Origin of the sequence: Thermobacillus xylanilyticus (genome assembly GCF_907165215.1) — a bacterium.
GTDB classification, from domain to species: domain Bacteria; phylum Bacillota; class Bacilli; order Paenibacillales; family Paenibacillaceae; genus Thermobacillus; species Thermobacillus xylanilyticus.
The window spans coordinates 33,241-51,049 of the sequence record NZ_CAJRAY010000043.1; the positions used below are offsets into that span (position 1 = coordinate 33,241).

16 protein-coding genes are annotated in these 17,809 nt (G+C 61.6%); 6 read left to right on the forward strand and 10 right to left on the reverse strand.

Going from position 1 to position 17,809, the window contains the following annotated elements:
- A partial coding sequence (locus KJQ12_RS09230; protein WP_213484421.1) for a HEAT repeat domain-containing protein occupies positions 1-526 on the forward strand: 526 nt, incomplete at its 5' end.
- Positions 527-644: 118 nt separating this feature from the next.
- On the opposite strand, the gene KJQ12_RS09235 is transcribed toward KJQ12_RS09230, so the two are convergent.
- The 4 genes from KJQ12_RS09235 to ndk form a co-directional block, all read right to left on the reverse strand.
- Entirely contained in the window at positions 645-2,780 is a 2,136-nt protein-coding gene (locus tag KJQ12_RS09235; RefSeq protein WP_213484422.1) for a right-handed parallel beta-helix repeat-containing protein, read from the reverse strand.
- 144 nt (positions 2,781-2,924) lie between these two features.
- On the reverse strand, positions 2,925-3,737 hold the full coding sequence (locus KJQ12_RS09240) for a DUF2935 domain-containing protein (RefSeq protein ID WP_213484423.1): 813 nt from the start codon (positions 3,735-3,737) through the stop codon (positions 2,925-2,927).
- 89 nt (positions 3,738-3,826) lie between these two features.
- Positions 3,827-4,942, reverse strand: a complete 1,116-nt coding sequence (locus KJQ12_RS09245) for a transglutaminase domain-containing protein (protein ID WP_213484424.1) — start codon at positions 4,940-4,942, stop codon at positions 3,827-3,829.
- A 102-nt stretch (positions 4,943-5,044) separates the two neighbouring features.
- Positions 5,045-5,461 carry a nucleoside-diphosphate kinase gene (gene ndk, locus KJQ12_RS09250; protein ID WP_015255991.1) on the reverse strand — a complete coding sequence of 139 codons (417 nt, stop codon included), beginning with the start codon at positions 5,459-5,461 and terminating at the stop codon, positions 5,045-5,047.
- Between the two features lie 199 nt (positions 5,462-5,660).
- On the opposite strand from ndk, the gene KJQ12_RS09255 reads away from it, so the two are divergent.
- Positions 5,661-6,710: a Gfo/Idh/MocA family protein gene (locus tag KJQ12_RS09255; RefSeq protein ID WP_213484425.1), complete on the forward strand. Its 1,050-nt coding sequence runs from the start codon at positions 5,661-5,663 to the stop codon at positions 6,708-6,710.
- On the forward strand, positions 6,707-7,471 hold the full coding sequence (locus tag KJQ12_RS09260) for a sugar phosphate isomerase/epimerase family protein (protein ID WP_213484426.1): 765 nt from the start codon (positions 6,707-6,709) through the stop codon (positions 7,469-7,471). Before KJQ12_RS09255 ends, KJQ12_RS09260 begins: the two co-directional genes overlap by 4 nt.
- Before the next feature lie 451 nt (positions 7,472-7,922).
- Here KJQ12_RS09260 and KJQ12_RS09265 read toward each other — a convergent pair whose 3' ends face one another.
- The 5 genes from KJQ12_RS09265 to KJQ12_RS09285 all read right to left on the reverse strand — a co-directional run bounded on the left by KJQ12_RS09265 (position 7,923) and on the right by KJQ12_RS09285 (position 13,828).
- Positions 7,923-8,882, reverse strand: coding sequence for a glycoside hydrolase family 43 protein (locus tag KJQ12_RS09265; RefSeq protein WP_015255994.1), 960 nt, complete (start codon positions 8,880-8,882; stop codon positions 7,923-7,925).
- Positions 8,883-8,920: 38 nt separating this feature from the next.
- Entirely contained in the window at positions 8,921-10,510 is a 1,590-nt protein-coding gene (abnB, locus tag KJQ12_RS09270) for an arabinan endo-1,5-alpha-L-arabinosidase AbnB (protein WP_213484427.1), read from the reverse strand.
- Between the two features lie 40 nt (positions 10,511-10,550).
- Entirely contained in the window at positions 10,551-11,411 is an 861-nt protein-coding gene (locus KJQ12_RS09275; protein WP_213484428.1) for a carbohydrate ABC transporter permease, read from the reverse strand.
- Positions 11,412-11,424: 13 nt separating this feature from the next.
- Positions 11,425-12,354 carry a carbohydrate ABC transporter permease gene (locus KJQ12_RS09280; protein ID WP_213484429.1) on the reverse strand — a complete coding sequence of 310 codons (930 nt, stop codon included), beginning with the start codon at positions 12,352-12,354 and terminating at the stop codon, positions 11,425-11,427.
- Between the two features lie 82 nt (positions 12,355-12,436).
- On the reverse strand, positions 12,437-13,828 hold the full coding sequence (locus KJQ12_RS09285; protein ID WP_213484430.1) for an ABC transporter substrate-binding protein: 1,392 nt from the start codon (positions 13,826-13,828) through the stop codon (positions 12,437-12,439).
- Between the two features lie 393 nt (positions 13,829-14,221).
- Here KJQ12_RS09285 and KJQ12_RS09290 point away from each other — a divergent pair, with 393 nt between their 5' ends.
- The gene (locus KJQ12_RS09290; protein ID WP_213484431.1) at positions 14,222-15,142 is read left to right on the forward strand and encodes an ArsR/SmtB family transcription factor; all 921 of its coding nucleotides are present in this window, start codon (positions 14,222-14,224) and stop codon (positions 15,140-15,142) included.
- An 83-nt stretch (positions 15,143-15,225) separates the two neighbouring features.
- Here KJQ12_RS09290 and KJQ12_RS09295 read toward each other — a convergent pair whose 3' ends face one another.
- Entirely contained in the window at positions 15,226-15,780 is a 555-nt protein-coding gene (locus tag KJQ12_RS09295) for a Rossmann-fold NAD(P)-binding domain-containing protein (protein WP_213484432.1), read from the reverse strand.
- A 229-nt stretch (positions 15,781-16,009) separates the two neighbouring features.
- Here KJQ12_RS09295 and KJQ12_RS09300 point away from each other — a divergent pair, with 229 nt between their 5' ends.
- Positions 16,010-16,840, forward strand: coding sequence for an amidohydrolase family protein (locus tag KJQ12_RS09300; protein ID WP_213484433.1), 831 nt, complete (start codon positions 16,010-16,012; stop codon positions 16,838-16,840).
- A 24-nt stretch (positions 16,841-16,864) separates the two neighbouring features.
- The gene (locus KJQ12_RS09305) at positions 16,865-17,809 is read left to right on the forward strand and encodes an aldo/keto reductase (protein ID WP_015256002.1); all 945 of its coding nucleotides are present in this window, start codon (positions 16,865-16,867) and stop codon (positions 17,807-17,809) included.

A 17,809-nucleotide genomic window follows, 5' to 3' on the forward strand; every position in this document is an offset into this window, starting at 1 on the left:
CGCGGAGGAGCTTGCCGAAGCGCTCGACGCGCCGGACTGGCAGACGCGCTATGCGGCGCTGGAGCGGACGCAGCCGGAGCCCGGCATGCTGCCGTTGCTCGCCAAGGCGCTGCGCGACGACAACGTGTCGGTCCGGCGGCTAGCGGTCGTCTACCTCGGCGATCTTCGTTCGCCGGAGGCGCTGCCCCTGCTGGTGGAGGCGCTGCGCGACCGGTCGCCCGCCGTCCGCCGCACCGCGGGCGACACGCTGTCGGACCTCGGCGACCCCGCCGCGATGCCGGCGATGATCGAGGCGCTGCGCGATCCGAACAAGCTCGTCCGCTGGCGGGCCGCCCGATACTTGTTTGAAATCGGGGACGAATCGGCGCTGCCGGCGCTGCGCGAAGCGGCGGAGGACGAGGAGTTCGAAGTCCGGCTGCAGGCGAAGATGGCGCTCGAGCGGATCGAGCGCGGCGAAGAAGCCGCCGGCACGGTCTGGCAGCAAATGACCGCCGCCCGGCGGGAGCGGTCCGACACGCAGCCATAACGAACGGGGGCGGCCCGCGGCTGCCGCGCCGCCCGCCGAACAACGCGAAGACCCGGCCGGGCCGCCTTGCCGCGCGCCCGCCGGGTCTTCTTCATGCCCCCGTCACCTGGGCATCACATTATTTCGTCAACTCCTGATTGCCGGACTGCACGTCGTCAGCCTTCAGGAACAGCTTCGCGTTGTACAGCGTGTTGTCCTTCACGATATACGGCGGAGCGCCGACTCCCGCGTAGATCGTCGATATGCCCCTCGCCGCGATATTCGCCTCGATGACATTGTTCTGGATGACCGCCTTGAGCACATCGGCCGGGTCGTTCCGCTGCCAGTAGTCGTTGATCTTCACGAGCTCGAGTTCCGCACGTTTGAGCGCGTTCGCTTTTACCGTATTGTTCTCGAACACGAACGATTTCGCCGCTCCCACGAAGACGCCGTGGCTGTCGCCGTCGAGGATGACGGACGAATTCCGGATCGTCACGTCCGAGCCCGGATCATAGATGGCGAGCGGAACGATCGGCGACTTGAACGTGCAGTTCTCGAACACGTATGTTCCGGGGGCCGAAATCGCCAGCTCGCGCTTGTTCTCCGGCGCGCTTTCAAAATAGCACCCGTTGTACGTTCCGCGCGGCAGCGTGCCGCCGCTGTGGCCGACCACCCGCAGGTTCGTGAACTCATTGCCCGTCGTGTTGCCGGCGTTGATCACACCGAGCCGCGATTCGCCGATAATCGTCATGTTCGTGACGCGGATCGGATTCACCCAGATGCCGAACCCGCTGTCCGCCCGCTTCGTATGCACCATCGTGACATTCTTGACTTCCACGCCGAACGGCCGGCTGCTGCTGATGGTGAACGACGAATCCGTAAATTTCATGCCGTCGATGGTCACATTCGGCCCTTCGATGAAGGTGTACGAATCGTTCATCTGGTTGCCGACGAGCGTTACATCGTGATAAATCACAAGCCGCGTGCCGTCGAAATGGTTGTTCTTGACGAGCGCGCCCGTGAACGGCGACGACACCGCCAGCCCGATCTTGCCCCGCGACGCAAGATGGTTGCCTTCCACAACCGCGTTGTTGCCATCGTACAGGATGACGTCATAGGCGGCATTGTTATAGAACTCGTTGTTCCGGATTTGAATGTTCGTATTGAGAAAACCGTTCTCGCCGTAACCGCCTTCGACATCGATGCCGGACTGGGGCGCAACCCCGTTAATGTCGTGAATGACGTTATGCTCGATCACCACATTGTCCGCTCCGCCGATCGTGATGCCCTGGCGGCGGTTGTGATGCAGTTCCGAATTTCGGACGATGACGTTCTCCGACGGCACCCTCGACCAGACCTCGATGTACGAGCCGTTGCTGTCGGCCCGCTCGAACACCAGATGGAACGATGCCGCTCCGGCGGGGATTTGGATCCGTTGCCGCACCTTCGCGTTCAGCTTCGGGCCGATCAGGTTGCCGTCCGCATCATAGAAATAAAGTTCGAAATCGGCGGGCAGGTTGATGTTGTTCGACAGTTCGAAGTAGGGGTCTGTTTTGAACCTCTCGTGGTTCAGCGGCACCGGCGTAATCGTCCGGATCCGCCCTTCGGCTGCCGTCGGCTTGCCGTCCGAATCGAAGGCGCCGGGGACGAAACTGCTCCCATACAGGTCCCTCACCATCTGGCCGCTGCCGCCGATCACGATCCCGTCTCCGGTGAAGTTGTACACCTCGACGCCCTCAATCGTCAGATTGCGCGCGCCAAGCGCCACAATGCCGTAGCCGCCCTCGTGCGTGCCGGACGAGTACGGGTGATCCTTGCGGCTGTAATCGTGCTGGTCCCGGTCGCCGACAAACTTTCCGCCTCTGATCGTCACATTGTTCACGCCACGGCCGATGTAAAGCAGTTCGTAGATTTCGGAGTCATTCGGTTCCTTTACCAGTTCGGCGCCGTCTTCGAGCACGAACGTCATGTCCGGCACCATGTTGATCCGCGCGTCCGGGCCGGGCTGCCCTTTCGCGCTCTTCTTGATCATGTAGGTCCCGGGTGGAACGATGAATGTCGTATATCCTTGATCATGCGCCCACTGGAGCGCATCGTTGAATCCTTTCGTCGTCTCTTCCGGATGCGTGCCATCCGTATGGATGTCGAATTTGCCGGGCACCAGCCGATAGACGGAATCTTCCGTCTGCGCGGACGTCGAGCCGTCCGCCGTGACTGATGCAGCGGCGAAGATCAGCACAGCTGCCAGCAGCAATCTGCCGACCAATCGCCTCATCGCGATCACTCCTTCCTCGCCCCGTTTCAGTATATTGCGATTTGCGGGACAAGGAATGGGTATATCGCACGGTTCTTCTAAAAATAGGCAGACAAGCCCCTGATTCGCGCCTAATCGACACATACCGCGCGAGGCGGTTTCCCGTCACGCGAGCCTCGGTCTTGCCGGATTGCAGCCCGGTTCGGGAACGAGGCCGTAAGCGGCCAGTTTCGTCAGATAGTAGCACTCCTCGCGGAACATGTGGTCCGGCATGAGCGGATGAATCCGGTCCAGGAGCTTCGGTCCGATCTGCAGCTCCTCGATCTCCTGCAGGAAGCGCATGAACAGCTTCATCTCAAGGTCGATGTCGGAATGGAATTTCTGGAAGGCGGGGAACGTCCGGAGCGAAGTCCGCAGATATCCCGCCATTTCAACCGCTTTCAGGAAAAACGCGCCGAACTCCTGCTGGAACGCCCGGCTTTTCTCGATCCAGCGCCGCTCGACGGGGTCCATGTCAAAGGACAGCTCAGCCGCATGGCCGATCGCATCCTGCAGCCAGACCATGTCGTAGTGCAGCGGATGCTGGCGCGGCACCGGGCGCCCGGCCAGCAATTCTTCGAGAATGTGCTCGTATTCCTCCAGTTCGTTCACCATATGGTTCAGGAAGGTCGGCGTGAACAGCAGGTCGACCTTGCCGAGCAGCAGCCGCTCGAGCAGGCTGAGCTTGAATTGCTTGAGCTCCCGGGTCGCATCCATCGCCTCCCGGTTCAGCGCCGCCAGCCGCGCCTCCGCATCCTGCATCCGGGCGGCCGCCAGCAGCGCGTCGAACCGCGAAATGAACGATTCCGCCTGCCGTACGTCATCCTTCTCGGCCGGCGACAGCGCCATCAGGATGAATCGGGCGTGGTCTCCCAGTATCTGCAGCCAGAACCGATGTTCGAACAGCGGCCCTTCCTCTGCAAGGCTCGCCATGTTCATGGACTTCTCCGCTCCTTTCCGGCTTCATGCTAACCGTAAGGAGTATATGCCCGCGGGCGGGCCGCCAGAACGAAGGCAAGCTCCGCTGCCTACCGGATCAGCGACACTTCGACCAGCACGGCCCCGTCATCCCCGAACGGCAAGATGGATGCCTCGTACGCGCGGATGCCGGCCGCTTTGATTTCCGCCGCCGCCTTCTGAAGATCGGTCCGCACGGCGTCGCCGCGCAAATAACGCACCTTGAAGCCGTCCGCGCCGGATGCCGCCGCTTCCTCCATCTTGCGCCTGAGCTCGTCCGCCGTCGCCGCCGTATGCTCCGGACGCAGCCATTTCCAGCCGAGCGCCGCTTCCAGCGACTCGTAGAAGCCCGCCCGCGCCGGATCGGTCTGCTTCGCTTCCCTGACCGCCGCCTCATACGGGGTGTCCGCGCGCGGATATTCCCGCGTCCAGGTGTGGTCCTTGCGCATCTCTTCATCCGTCTTCAGGTAATAGTCGTAGGACACCGCGCCGCCCCGGTCCGGCACCGGGTCGTCCCAGGTCACGTCCAGGTGGTACCACCGGCCGCCCACGCGCACGAGATTCCAGGCATGGTCGCTTTCGGGAACGGCCCCTTCCACAATCCGCGCAGGGATGCCCGCCGCGTTGAACATTTTGTAGGCGAGCAGCGCATAGCCTTGGCAGACGGCCTTGCCGGTCCGCAGCGCTTCGTATGCGGTGTAGCGGTTCAGCCCGACGTCGTAGGCCAGACGCAGCACGATCCAGTCGTGAATCACCTTCACCCGCTGATGGTCGTTCATTTCGGGCGTGATGAGCCGGTCGAGCACTTCCCGCACCTGCCGGTCCACTTCCGCCGTCTGCGCAAGCGTCTCCCGGTAATTCAGCGTCAGCCGGATGTGCGACCGCCCGCTGAGCTTGCGGATCGAGTAGAAGTAGGAATCCACGATGTACGACGTGTAATCGTCCCGCTTCAGCGCGTCCATGATGACGTCCTTGATGCGGCCCGACAGTTCCTGGCCGTCGCCGGTATAGTCGATCTGCACGGACTCCCGGCGCTCAAGCAGCGCGGCGGCGACGGCGGTCTCCAGCTGGTGCAGGTCGGCTGCCGCCTCGGCAGCGGCGGCCGGCCCGGGACGGAGGCCGACCGTCAGCAGAGACCATATGGCGATCGCGCAGATGGCAATACGGAATGACGTGCTGCGGTTCACTGGCATGACCCTCCGGGAAATGGCGTTTGGCATTTTGGCCCAAGTATAACCATAACGGCCGGACCTTAAGCCCCCGCCTTCACGCCTTCCGTTCCCGCAACTTCACGCCTGCGGACCGAAGAACCGCCGGATCTCGCGCTCTGCGCTCTCGTCGGAATCGGAACCGTGGATGACGTTCGCTTCGACCGACCTCGCGTAGTCGCCGCGGATCGTGCCGGGCGCGGCATTCGCAGGATTCGTCGCGCCGATCATCGCCCGGGCCAGCTGCACGGCCCCCTCCCCTTCGAGAATCATCGCGAAGACCGGGCCGGACGTAATATAGTCGACCAACTCTCCGAAGAACGGCTTGCCCTTGTGCTGGGCGTAATGCTCCTCCGCCGTCTCCCTGCTGATGCGCATCATCCGCGCTTCCGCCAGCTTAAACCCGCGGCGTTCGAAGCGCGACACAATCTCGCCGACCAGCCCTCTCTCCACGCCGTCCGGCTTGATCATGACGAATGTCCGCTTGCCGTTTTCCATGACGCATGCCCTCCTTCGCCGATTTAATTTCCCCATTATAGGCATCTTCTTCAGCGAAGGATGTGATTCCGCTCACGGCATCAAATGGATCCAGTTTAACTTCGCTTGCGTGCATTGAGCTTCCGGACCGGCCATCCCATAATGAAAGGGGATACAACATCTCAACAAACATCATCTCAACAAACGGAGGGATGGCTGGTTGAACACGAATGCAACGTTCCGCGTCGCCTTCATCGGATGCGGCAAGCGCGCCCACGAGCACGCCCACGGTGTCAAGGCCGACGGCCGGCTTGAGGTCGTCGCGCTGGCCGACATTTCGGAGGATTCGGCCAATGCCCTGAACGAAGCCTTCGGATTCGGCGCCGCCGTTTATACGGATTACCGGCGGATGCTGGACGAGGTGAAACCCGATATCGCCATCATCTGTCTCTGGACGCCGCTGCATCTGCCGGTGTTCCGGGACTGCGCGGAGGCGGGCGTCCGGGCCGTGCTGTCCGAGAAGCCGATGGCGCCCGGATGGGGCGAATGTCTCGAGATGGCCCGCATCGCAGAGGAGACCGGCTGCCAGCTGACGTTCTCCCTGCAGCGCCGGTTCGCGCGCGGCAACCAGACGGTGCGCCGGCTCATCCGGGAAGGCCGGATCGGCCGCGTGGTGCGGATGGATCTGTACTCCCCGCCCAATCTGCTCGACTGCGGCATCCATACGTTCGATCAGGCGATGAGCTTCATGGACGAGACGCCGGCGAAATGGGTGCTCGGCGCCGTCGACGCCAGCGAGACGCTGAACTGGTTCAATGTGCCGTCCGAATCCGTCGCGGCGGGCCTCGTCGTCTTCCGCAACGGCGTGCGGGCGAACATCCAGGCGGGCGGACCCGACATGGACATCTGGGGCGGCGTGCGCGTCATCGGCACGGAAGGATTCCTCGAGGTGATGTGGGATGGCGAGATCAAGGGCGGCGCCGTCTACGCCGATCCGTCCTGGAAGCCGGAAGTGGAAGTGACGCCGCATGCCGAGCAGATGGCGGGCTACGTTCGCCATGCGGTCGACTGCCTGATCACGGGGGAAGAGCCGGAGGTGTCCTATAAAAAAGCGTTGCGCGCGTCGGAGATCATTTACGCCTTCTACGAGTCGGTGCGGCGCAACGCGCGGGTGGAACTGCCGCTTGAAGGGGTAACGGACAATCCGTTCATCACCATGCTGCAGGAGGGCCGGTTCACGGCGCCTGCGGAAGGAGGGAAATCCTCATGACGCGGCCGAAGCTGGGACTGATCGGCATCATCCACGAAGAGGCGAACCAGGATTTCTGGGGCACCATGGAACGCATCGCGGCGATCGGCTACGAGGGGATCGAGGGCGGCGCGAAGCTGCTCGAAGGCGATGCGAAGGCGAATGTCGCCCGGTTCCGCTCGCTCGGGCTGCAGGTGGCGACGCACAGCGTAAGCAAGGATCTGCTCGCGGACGGGAAGGAGCTGGACCGCATTATCCGGGAGGCTCATCTGATGGAGACGAAGGACGTCACGCTGTGGTGGGCGCCCGCCGATTCGCGCGATCAGCTGCTGCGCGACGCGGAGCTGTACAACGCGGCCGGCGCGCGGCTGGCCGCCGAAGGCCTCAGGTTCTGCTACCATAACCACGCCCACGAGTTCAGGAACACGTTCAACGGCGTGTATGCCCTGGATATTCTGGCGGAGCATACCGATCCGAAGGCGGTTTATTTCCGCCTGGACGTCGCGTGGATCACGCTCGGCGGCGCCGACCCGGCGCATATTCTGCGCAAGATGGCGGGCCGCGTGCCGGCGGTTCACCTGAAGGATGTCTACGGCACCGACGAGATCGGCAAATGGACCGCGCTCGGCACCGGCGTCGTCGACATCCGCGGCTCGATCGAGGCGGCGCGGGAGATCGGCGCCGAGTGGATGACGGTCGAGCAGGACCAGCTCCGCCACCTGTCCGGGCTCGACACGGCGTGGTTCAGCTATATGTATTTGAAGGAGTCGGAATTGATTTAGTTTTTCGCGAACGTCAGGCGGGTGCGGTGATGCGGGAGAACCGCGTTGCTGCGCCCTTTTTTTCAGGTTGGTTTCGCTGGTTGTCGTATCCGCACGCGGTCCATGCACTCCTTTAGCGTGGTTTCCACGTTACTGCTCCCCCGTACGCGGCCCACGCGCCCCTGTAACGCGCTATCCACGTTACAGTTCCTCCGCGCGCGGTCCATGTACCCCTGTAACGTGGTATCCACGTTACAGCTCCCTCGCACGCGGCCCACGCGCCCCTGTAACGCGCTATCCACGTTACAACTCCCCCGTACACGGTCCATGCACCCCTGTAATGTGCTATCCACGTTACAGCTCCTCCGCGCGCGGCCCATGTACCCCTGTAACGTGCTATCCACGTTACAGCACCGCCACGTGCCCACAAAAAGAAGCTGCAGCGCGCCATCCACGCCGCAGCTCCTGCCACTTACCCGAACACCGGCCTGCCGTCCGCATCCCACGCCAGCTTCCGCACGAACGTGTGCCGGTTCGGATCGTACAGCGGATCGCCGACGATCTCCTTATACGTCCGCGCGTGGAACACGAGCAGATCGCCGCCGTCCTCCGCGACGGTGAAACTGTTGTGCCCCGGCCCGTACAGGCCGCGCGCCTCGTCCGTCGCCAGCACCGGCACCGGCGACTTCGTCCAGACGGACGGGTCCGTGAGATCGGCGTCCTCCGGCGCCTCGAGCAGCCCCATGCAATAGTGGTGATCCGTCGCGCTCGCCGAATACGTCACAAACACACGCCCGTTCCGCTTCAACACGGCTGGCCCCTCATTCACGTAGAACCCGATCCGCTCCCATTCGTATTCCGGCTTCGTCAGCATGACACCGGGCGCGGCGAGCGTCCACGGATTCGCCATCGGGGCGATGTACAGATTGGAGTTGCCCGCGATCGCGGGATCTTTCTGCGCCCAGACGAGATAGCGCGTCCCCCGGTGTTCAAACGTCGTCGCGTCAAGTGAAAAGGTCTCCCACATCGTGCGGATCTGCCCCTTCTCGACCCACTCGCCTTCGAGCGGATTCGCCGACGCGTTCTCGAGCACGTACATCCGGTGATCGAACAGCCCGTCATTCGTCTCGGTCGTCCGCGCCGCGGCGAAATAGATGTACCATTTGCCGTCGATGTGGTGAATCTCCGGCGCCCAGATGTTCGCGCTCATCGGCCCGGATGGATGCCGCCGCCAGACGACGGCCGGTTCGGCCGACGCCAGCCCGGCAATCGTGCGCGCCCGGCGCACTTCGATCCGGTCATATTCGGGCACGGACGCCGTGAAGTAGTACCAACCGTCCGAATGCCGGTACACCCACGGATCGGCCCGCTGCAGAATGAGCGGCTGAACGCCCGACGTATCCGCAATTCCGGTTCCGACAGTATGATCCATCGCTCTCTCCCTCTCCCTTGTTCATGTAAAATGCCATTCTATTCTTCCCGCGAAGGTTCCGGCCTCCGCGCGCCCCACAACGCGATGCCCTTTCCCGACAGCGCGCTGAACGTCTCCGTGAACGCTTCCGCTTCCGGGTCCCAGGCCCGCAGCCAGACGCCATCGTAATCTTCGCCGCTCAACGTGAGCCGGATCTTGCCTCCATCCCCGGCGGTCCACCGGCCGGACACGCTGCCGCTGATCGTGCCGTCCGCCTCCAGCCGGATCGGCACAGACTCCTTCACTTCAGCAGAGATGTCCTTGCCGTGGTTCACCAGCTCGTAGTCGCCGGCAATCCGCTCCGGATCGGCATCCTCCGGCCGCTCCCCGCCGTACCGGAACGGCACGACGACCGGCCATCCCTGCTCGTTGAACACCATCTGATGCACCCGGATCTCATGCCGCTCCCCGCTGTACGGAAAACGCGAATGGAAAATCAGGTAGTACCGTCCGGTCTCCTCGTCGTACCAGGCCGAATTGTGCCCCGGCGACACATAGCCGAACTCGCGGAACGCCCCGTGCGGATCGCGCCACCGGTGATTGCCCATCAGCTTCACCCCGAACGGCTCGATCGACGCGTCGTCGAACAGCGGCTTCGCCGGATCGGCCTTCACCTCGGCCATGTCGACCCCTTCCGCGTCGACGAACGGACCGTCCGGATGTTTCGACCGCGCGACCCGGATGTTGTAGCCGCCGAAGGAGTCCAATCCGCCGAACGACAGGAACAGATAATAGTATTCCGTGTCCGGGCTGTACAGCATATACGGCCCCTCGATCCGGCTGTGGTTGCCGCCGACGAGCTTCTTGCCGTACCCCTGCCCCGGCAGCGGCTTGCCCGTCGTCTCGTCCATTTCCAGGATGAAAATGCCGCCCGAATACGAACCGTACACCATCCACAGCTTGCCGTCCTTGTCAAAAAACACATGCGGGTCGACGACGTTCGGATGGACCCGCGCGTCATACACCGTTCCGTCCTCGCTCGGCTCCCCCCACATGCCGGATTTCAAAATGATGCCGATATCCCGGTATGGTCCCTCGATCGAATCGGCGAGGGCGACTCCCATGGCGGAGCGCGGCGAGTCTCCCCGGCACGCGTTGTAGTACATGTAGTACTTGCCGTCCGGCAGCCGGATGACGTCCGCCGCCCACAGCGTGTCACTCTCCGCCCATTCCAGCGTCTCGCGCAGCTCCTCCCTCACGTTCGGAATGAGCGGGTTGCCGTCCGAGACGCCGGACGCGATCAATTCCCAGCGCATCAGATCGGGCGATTTCGCTGCCGCCAGGTGCGAGCCGAACACATAGAACATGCCGTTTTCATCGCGCACAATGGACGGGTCGTGCACGGACGCTTCATGGAACACGGGAACCCACGCCTCCTTCCCGCCGCCTTTTTCGCCGAATGCACCGCATCCCGTCAAAAGCGCCCCCGCGGCCACCAGTACGGCCAACGCACCGCCAGCCGCACGCACCATCCGCCGCCTCCCCGGCTCATCGCCGCGACTCGAGCCGCGCCTCCGCAACCGACGCCGTCCTTCCAGCGGTATTCGCCGGCGCAGCAGCCTACCGACGACGATAGACAGTGCAGTCATTCATCCATATCTCCTTCACAACATGATCGTCCAATCCCCATCAAGCCTTGATCCCCGTTAGCGCGATGCCTTCAATGAAGAAGCGCTGCGCGAACGCGAACAGCACGAGCGTCGGAATGAGCGCGACAACCGCGCCGGCCATGACCAGCGTCCACTCCGTCCCGTAGTACGAGGAGAACGAAGCCAGCTCAAGCTGCAGCGTATAGCGCTCCGGCGAGTTCAGATAGATGAGCGGTCCGAGATAATCGTTGTAGCCCGCGTTGAACGACAGAATGCCCTGCGTGATGAGCGCCGGTTTCGTCAGGGGAACGATGATGCGCAGGAAAATGCCGGGCGGGCTCATTCCGTCGATTTTCGCCGCGTCCTCCAGTTCGTCCGGCAGCGTCTTGATGAACTGCCTCAGGAAGAAAATGACCATCGGCGCGCCGAACATGCCGGGAATGATGAGCGGCTTCCAGCTGTCCGTCCAGCCAAACGTCTTGAACATGATGAACGCCGGAATCATCATGACCGCGCCCGGCACGACCATCGTGCCGATGAGCAGCATGAACAGCTTGTCGCGCCCGGGAAAGCGAAGCTTCGCGAAGGCGTAAGCCGACATCGCGCAGACGAACAGGCCGATGATCAGCGTCGGGACGACGACGATCATCGTGTTGAAGAAGCCACGGATCAGGTGCGCCTCCTCGAAAATGATGCGGTAATTCTCCCAGGCCAGCCGCGAACCGATCCACTCCGGCGGATAGGAGTACAGTTCGCCGTCCGGTTTCAGCGATGTCGCGAGCATCCACAGGAACGGAACCGCCATGATGACGCCGCCGAGGCCGAGCAGCATGTAGGCTGCCAGATCGGCCAGCCGCTTTGCGGCCCCGCGCTTCCGTCTGCCCGCCGCAATCACAGCCATCGCCCATCCCTCCTCAGTTGTAATGGACCCATCGTTTCGAGAACACGAAATTGATCACGATGATCAGCATGATGATGATGCCGAGGATCCAGGCGAGAGCGGAAGCATACCCCATCTCGCTGTACTGGAACGCGACGGTGTACAGATAGTACACGATCGTCGTCGTCGAATAGTTCGGCCCGCCGCCGGTCAGAAGCTGGAACCGTGGGAAGTCCTGCAGCGCGCCGATGAGCGACGTAATCAGAATGAAGAACGTGACCGGAGAGATGCCGGGGACCGTGATGTGGATGAACTTCTGCCAGCCGTTCGCGCCGTCGACCGTCGCCGCTTCATACAGCGAAGTCGGCACGTTGCCGAGCGCCGCCAGGTACAGAATGATGCTGACGCCGAGGCCGCCCCATACCCCCTGGATAATCATGGCCGGCATTGCCCACGTCTGGTCGATCAACCAGGCCGGCGCATCGATGCCGATGACGCCGAGGTAGTAGTTGAGCAGGCCGAAATCCGCGTTGAAAATCCACCGCCACACCATCGCCAGCGCCACAACCGAACAGATCGTCGGCAGAAAGAACAACATGCGGAAGAAATGGCGCCCGCGCAGCTTCCGGTCCAGCAGCAGCGCCGCGAACAGGGCGGCGATCATGCCGAGCGGCACGCCGAGCGCGGCGTAGAACGTGTTCCAGAGCGTCTTCCAGACGAGCGGGTCGTCCGCAAGCGCCCGCTTGTAATTGTCCAGGCCGATGAATTCCGCGGGCTGTCCGAAGTTGAAGTTCGTCAAACTCATATACAGCGAGTTCAGCAGCGGATACAGCAGGAAGACGAAGACGCCGATGAACGGCGGTGCGATGAACAGATAGCCCCAGCGCATCTCGCTGCGGTACAGCAAGCGCCGCTTCCGTTTTGCCGGCCGCGTCTTCACGGCGGCTGAAGTCTGCGCTTCCATCCGGATGGTTCCCTCCGTTTCCGTGCGGTGTTGTGTGCGGCGCGGACGAATGCCTCCTCGCCCGCGCCGCGGGCGTCTGCGTTTACTCGAACAGCTCCGGATTGCCTTCCTTCAGCGCCTTCTCGACTTCCGGCTTGATCCGGGTGAAGAACTCGGCCGCCGTCTCCTTGCCGCTCCAGAATTCGCCGAGATACTGGTTGAGCGTGTCCAGCCACTTGCCGTTCGGCAGATACGTCCACGGACCCGGCTGCTGGGCTTCGCCCGCCTTGACGAACACCTCGGGATGCGCCGGCTTCTGCCCGGGCTGCGTGTACACTTCATCGTCGGCCATCGACTTGAAGTTCGGAATCTGGAAGCCGAGTTCGGTCATCTTCGTCTGGCCTTCGATGCCGGTGAAAAATTCAACCAGCTTGAAGGCTTCGTCCGGATATTTCGTCTTCGCGTTGACGCCAAGACCGACCGATCCGGACCAGCCGCTGAGCCAGGTGCCGTTGTTCGAAGGAATCGGCGCGACATCCCAGTCGAATTTCAGCTTGCGGTAAGTCGGCACCATCCATCGGCCGCCCGTGATCGTCGCCAGCCTGCCGGCCTCGAACATCTGGCCGTCGTTCATCGACTGCAGCGCCCGGGAGTCGGGCACGACCTTGTGCACATGCGTCAGATCATAGATGAACTGCATCGCTTCGGCGGCAGCCGGCTCGTTCAGCGTGAATGTCTTCCGGTCTTCGCTCAGAATCGTGCCGCCGTTCGACCAGACGAACCCTTCCCACCAGATCGGGCCGGCGCCGTAGATGTCGATCTTCCCGTCGCCGTTCTCGTCCACGGTCAGCTTTTTCCACATCTCGAGCGCCTCGTCCCAGGTCATCGGCTGATCCGGGCTCGGGTGCGGCACGCCCAGCTTGTCGAAAATCTCCTTGTTGTAGTACATGACCGTCGGTCCGATGTCCTTCGGCAGCGCATAATAAGCACCGTCGCCGGTCTTCTTGCCGTCGTAGCGGTAGCGGTTCAGCCCCTGCTCCCACATATCGTTCAGGTCGAGCTTCGTGCTCGCCATCACGTAGTCGGTGATGTCCAGGAACGCGCCCTGCTTCACCCAGCGGGGAAAATCGCCGTCACTGGTGAAAATGACGTCGGGCGCGCTGTTCCCCGCGATCATCGTGTTCATCTTCGTCGTGTAGTCGTTCGGGATATGGATGAACTTGACCTTGATATCCGGGTACGCTTTCTCGAATTCCTTGAGCACCGCCTCGAACACCGCGCGCTCGTCCGGCGCGCCCCAGGACGAGATCGAAATCTCGACCTTGCCGCCGGACGAATCGCTTCCGCTGCCGACCGAATCGCCCGCTCCGGCATTTGTGCCGCCGCCAACGCTTGAATTTCCTCCCGAATTGCCGTTTCCTCCTCCGTTGCCGCCGCACGACGTTACGACCAGACAGACGGCCAGCATCAGCATGAACAACCATTTTGACCTCATGTCGGAAAACAACCTCCTTGAGCCTGCATGATTTCGGATGAAGACGCCCCCATAATAGCGCTTACATTTTTGATGAATTACGAATGCCTGACCTTGCTGCGGACACCTCCCTGGCCGGTCTTCCGTCATCCGGGATATGCTTGCAGACCTCGTCGCTGCCGACTCACCGGCAAATACTTCACATTGATGTTAAATATTTCGCTTAAAATCGACTTACTTAGGATGATAACGGGGGATCTTTGCGGTTGTCAATTGGTTTTTATAAAACATTTTATATTTTTATAAAATTATTCTCCTGTAAAAACAAAAATTCGACCGCATTCGCATCCACTTGCCAGAGCTGAACACGTTACGATATATTTAATACAAAACTGAAATATTGGATGAGATCGCATGGAAACCATCGTATCGGAAAGCAATCTCCCCCTGTTTGAAGCACTGGCCAGCAACGTCCGGATCAAGATCATCGAACTGCTCGCGCAGGAGCCGATGATCATGAAGGATCTGGCGTCGGCGCTCGGCCTCAGCAACTCCATCATTACGATGCATGTGAAGAAGCTCGAACGCGCCAATCTTGTGCGCACCGAGATGATTCCCGGCAAGGGCGCATCCCAGAAGCTGTGCACGCTGGTCGCCGACCGGATCGAGCTCGTGTTCCCGAGCAAGGGCCGCATCCCGCGCAACTTCCACATCGTCAACATCCCGATCGGCCACTACACCGACTTCGATGTCAAGCCGACCTGCGGCCTGGCGACGAAGTATCAGATCATCGGCGACGGCTTCGACGATCCGCGGTATTTTCTCCACCCCGAACGGGTCGACGCGAAGATTCTCTGGTTCTCGAAGGGCTACATCACATACAAGATTCCAAACTACCTGAAGCCGGAAGAGGAGCCGGAGGAACTGGAGATCACGATGGAGATCGCGTCGGAGGCGCCGCTGTCGAACGTTCATTGGCCTTCCGACATTTCGTTCGAGTTCAACGGGCGTCCGATCGGCAAATGGACGAGCCCCGGCGACTTCGGCGGCACCCGGGGCAAATACACGCCCGAGTGGTGGAACATCGAGATGAACCAGTACGGCATCCTCGTCCATATCCGGGTCAACGGCGACGGCACGTTCATCGAAGGGACGAAGGTGTCCGACTACACGATCCATGATGTCGACATCCGCCGGATGCAGTGGGACCTGAAGCTGGAAGTGAAGGAAGACGCGAAGCATATCGGCGGCCTGACGATCTACGGCGCCGGATTCGGCAACTACTATCAGGACATTGTCTGCAAACTGACCTATGTGGAACCGAAGAAGGAATAAGCGGCGCGCGGGCGTTCCTGCACATAAAAGGCCGAACAGGAGCTTTCATCCTGTTCGGCCTTCATCGTCTGTCGTCTCCATCCTCAATATCCGGGTCGCTTCTCCCATGGTTCCAGCGTGCCGACCACATGGCGGCGCCGATTGTTCTGGATACATTCAATTACTCCGTTGCTGATTTCGTCATGGGTCAGCCAACGGGACCGGCCTCCCTCGATGACAAAACCCAACTGAACCTGATGGCAGGCGCATTCGGGCGGCACCGCAATTTTCCGGAGCATCTCGTCCAGATTGGAGCTGCTGCCCAGGACGTGGTACAGCTCCCAGCCGAAATCCGCTCCGCCCGCGAGCCGGATGGCCTCGGCCGTCTGTCCGATCACGCGCTCCTCGTCGTGATGAATCCACGCGACGACGAGATCGGCGGGCCCCCATTTCCGCATCATATCGTTCAACGTCTCGGCAAACTCCGCGGCGCGCGAATAATCCGCCGAAACGCCATGCAGATTCGGATGCTGATCGCTGAGCAGCTTCAGCTTTTGCGGATTCCGGCCGATCACCGTCACCTCGCGGCCCTGTCGGGCCAGCCACAGACTTGCGCCGGCCAGCATGCCGGAACCCCCGATGACAAGCGCATGACGCATTCCGATCATACCTCCTTTCCGTTTCCTCCCCGATCCGCTCGATCAATGGGCAACAATGACGCCAGTGAAATTATGGGACAACTTTAAATATTATTAAGCATTAATTCTAAACAATGGACAACCACATCAAAATAAGGTACATTCACGCAAACGGCGGCCATTTTATTCCCTTTGCGCGCCCGTATAATGAAGATAACCGTGCATTTGCCATGCGAAAGGGGGCCAAACGGTGCGAATCGACGCCCATCAGCATTACTGGAAGATCGAGCGGGGCGACTACGGCTGGATTACGCCCGAGTACCCCGTCCTGTACCGGGATTTTCTGCCGGCCGACCTGTCCCCGCATTTGAAAGCGCATCAACTGGACGGCACAATTCTGGTGCAAGCCGCTCCGACGATCGAGGAAACCGAGTTCATCCTGTCCCTGGCCGATGCGGACGACACGATTCTCGGCGTGGTCGGGTGGCTGGACCTGTTCGACCCGACCCACCGCGGGCATTACGAGCGGTTCCGCCGGCATCCGAAGTTCGTCGGCTTCCGCATCATGATCCAGGATATGCCGGACGCAAGCCGGATTCTCGAGCCCGCGTTCGTCGAGGCGCTCCGAGGCTATGCGGACGAAGGCACGACCGTCGATCTGCTCGTGAAGAGCAGCCAGCTGGAACCGCTGGTCAAGCTGCTGGAACAGGTTCCCCATCTGCGCGGTGTTATCGATCACATCGCGAAACCCCGCATCCGGGACCGAGAGATCGAACCGTGGCTCACCCATATGCGGGTCCTCGCCGGCTATCCGAATCTGTACTGCAAGCTGTCCGGCATGGTGACGGAAGCGGACCATCGCAACTGGAAACCGGAGGACTTCAAGGTTTATGTCCGCCGCGTGCTCGACCTGTTCGGCCCGGACCGCGTGCTGTTCGGCAGCGACTGGCCGGTATGCCTGCTGGCGGCCGAATACGACCAAGTGATGGACGTGCTGCTCCAGGCGCTGCCGGACAACTGGGGCGAGCGCGAGCGGGCCGCATTGTTCGGCCTGAACGCCCGGAACGTGTACCGAATTTGAATCCAAGGAAGGTGCGACACCCCGATGCGATACCGGAAACTCGGCAATACCGGCCTCGACGTCTCGGTCTTGAGCTTCGGCGCATCCTCGCTCGGTTCCGTGTTCCGCGAGGCGGACGAAAGCGAGAGCATCCGTACGGTGCATGCCGCGATTGACGCCGGCATCAACTACATCGACGTCTCCCCGTATTACGGGCTGACCCGCGCGGAGACGGTGCTCGGCAAGGCAATCCGCGACATCCCGCGCGACAAGTTCCTGCTGTCCACCAAAGCAGGGCGCTACGGCGTGGACGCGTTCGATTTTTCCGCCAGGCGGATTCAGTCGAGCCTCGAAGAAAGTCTGACCCGGCTCCATACCGATTATGTCGATCTATTTTTCCTGCATGACATTGAATTCGTGCCGGCGGATATCGTGCTGGAAGAAGCCGTGCCGGCCGCGATGCGCCTGAAGGAGCAGGGCAAGATCCGGTTTTGGGGCATTTCCGGCCTTCCGCTGCAGCTGTTCGAGAAAATGCTCCCGCAGATCGACGCGGACGTCATCCTCTCCTACTGCCACTACTCGCTGAACGACACGGCGCTGCTCGATCTGCTGCCGATGCTGGAAGCGCGCGGCATCGGCCTCGTCAACGCGTCGCCCTTGTCCATGGGATTGCTCAGCCTGCGCGGCACGCCCGACTGGCACCCGGCTTCCCCGGAGCTGAAAGCCGCCTGCAGGAAGGCCGCCGAATTTTGCGCCGCCAGGGGAACCGACATCGCCAAGCTGGCCATCCAGTTCTCGACGGGGAACGAACGAATTCCGACGACGCTGGTCAGCACGGCGAACCCGGACAATATCGCGCGCAACGCCCGATGGACCCTCGAGCCGATCGACGAGGAACTGCTCCGGGAAGTGCTTGAATTGCTTGCGCCCGTCCATAACGTCACCTGGGTCAGCGGGCGGCCGGAGTACAACGAGAACATCCGGGTGTAA

Bases quoted from the DNA above. Each gene is read 5' to 3' on its own strand.
- KJQ12_RS09235 (WP_213484422.1), bottom strand. From the start codon at position 2,780: ATGAGGCGATTGGTCGGCAGATTGCTGCTGGCAGCTGTGCTGATCTTC.
- KJQ12_RS09240 (WP_213484423.1), bottom strand. From the start codon at position 3,737: ATGAACATGGCGAGCCTTGCAGAGGAAGGGCCGCTGTTCGAACATCGG.
- ndk (WP_015255991.1), bottom strand. From the start codon at position 5,461: ATGGAAAACGGCAAGCGGACATTCGTCATGATCAAGCCGGACGGCGTG.
- KJQ12_RS09260 (WP_213484426.1), top strand. From the start codon at position 6,707: ATGACGCGGCCGAAGCTGGGACTGATCGGCATCATCCACGAAGAGGCG.
- KJQ12_RS09265 (WP_015255994.1), bottom strand. From the start codon at position 8,882: ATGGATCATACTGTCGGAACCGGAATTGCGGATACGTCGGGCGTTCAG.
- abnB (WP_213484427.1), bottom strand. From the start codon at position 10,510: ATGACTGCACTGTCTATCGTCGTCGGTAGGCTGCTGCGCCGGCGAATA.
- KJQ12_RS09275 (WP_213484428.1), bottom strand. From the start codon at position 11,411: ATGGCTGTGATTGCGGCGGGCAGACGGAAGCGCGGGGCCGCAAAGCGG.
- KJQ12_RS09280 (WP_213484429.1), bottom strand. From the start codon at position 12,354: ATGGAAGCGCAGACTTCAGCCGCCGTGAAGACGCGGCCGGCAAAACGG.
- KJQ12_RS09285 (WP_213484430.1), bottom strand. From the start codon at position 13,828: ATGAGGTCAAAATGGTTGTTCATGCTGATGCTGGCCGTCTGTCTGGTC.
- KJQ12_RS09290 (WP_213484431.1), top strand. From the start codon at position 14,222: ATGGAAACCATCGTATCGGAAAGCAATCTCCCCCTGTTTGAAGCACTG.
- KJQ12_RS09295 (WP_213484432.1), bottom strand. From the start codon at position 15,780: ATGCGTCATGCGCTTGTCATCGGGGGTTCCGGCATGCTGGCCGGCGCA.
- KJQ12_RS09305 (WP_015256002.1), top strand. From the start codon at position 16,865: ATGCGATACCGGAAACTCGGCAATACCGGCCTCGACGTCTCGGTCTTG.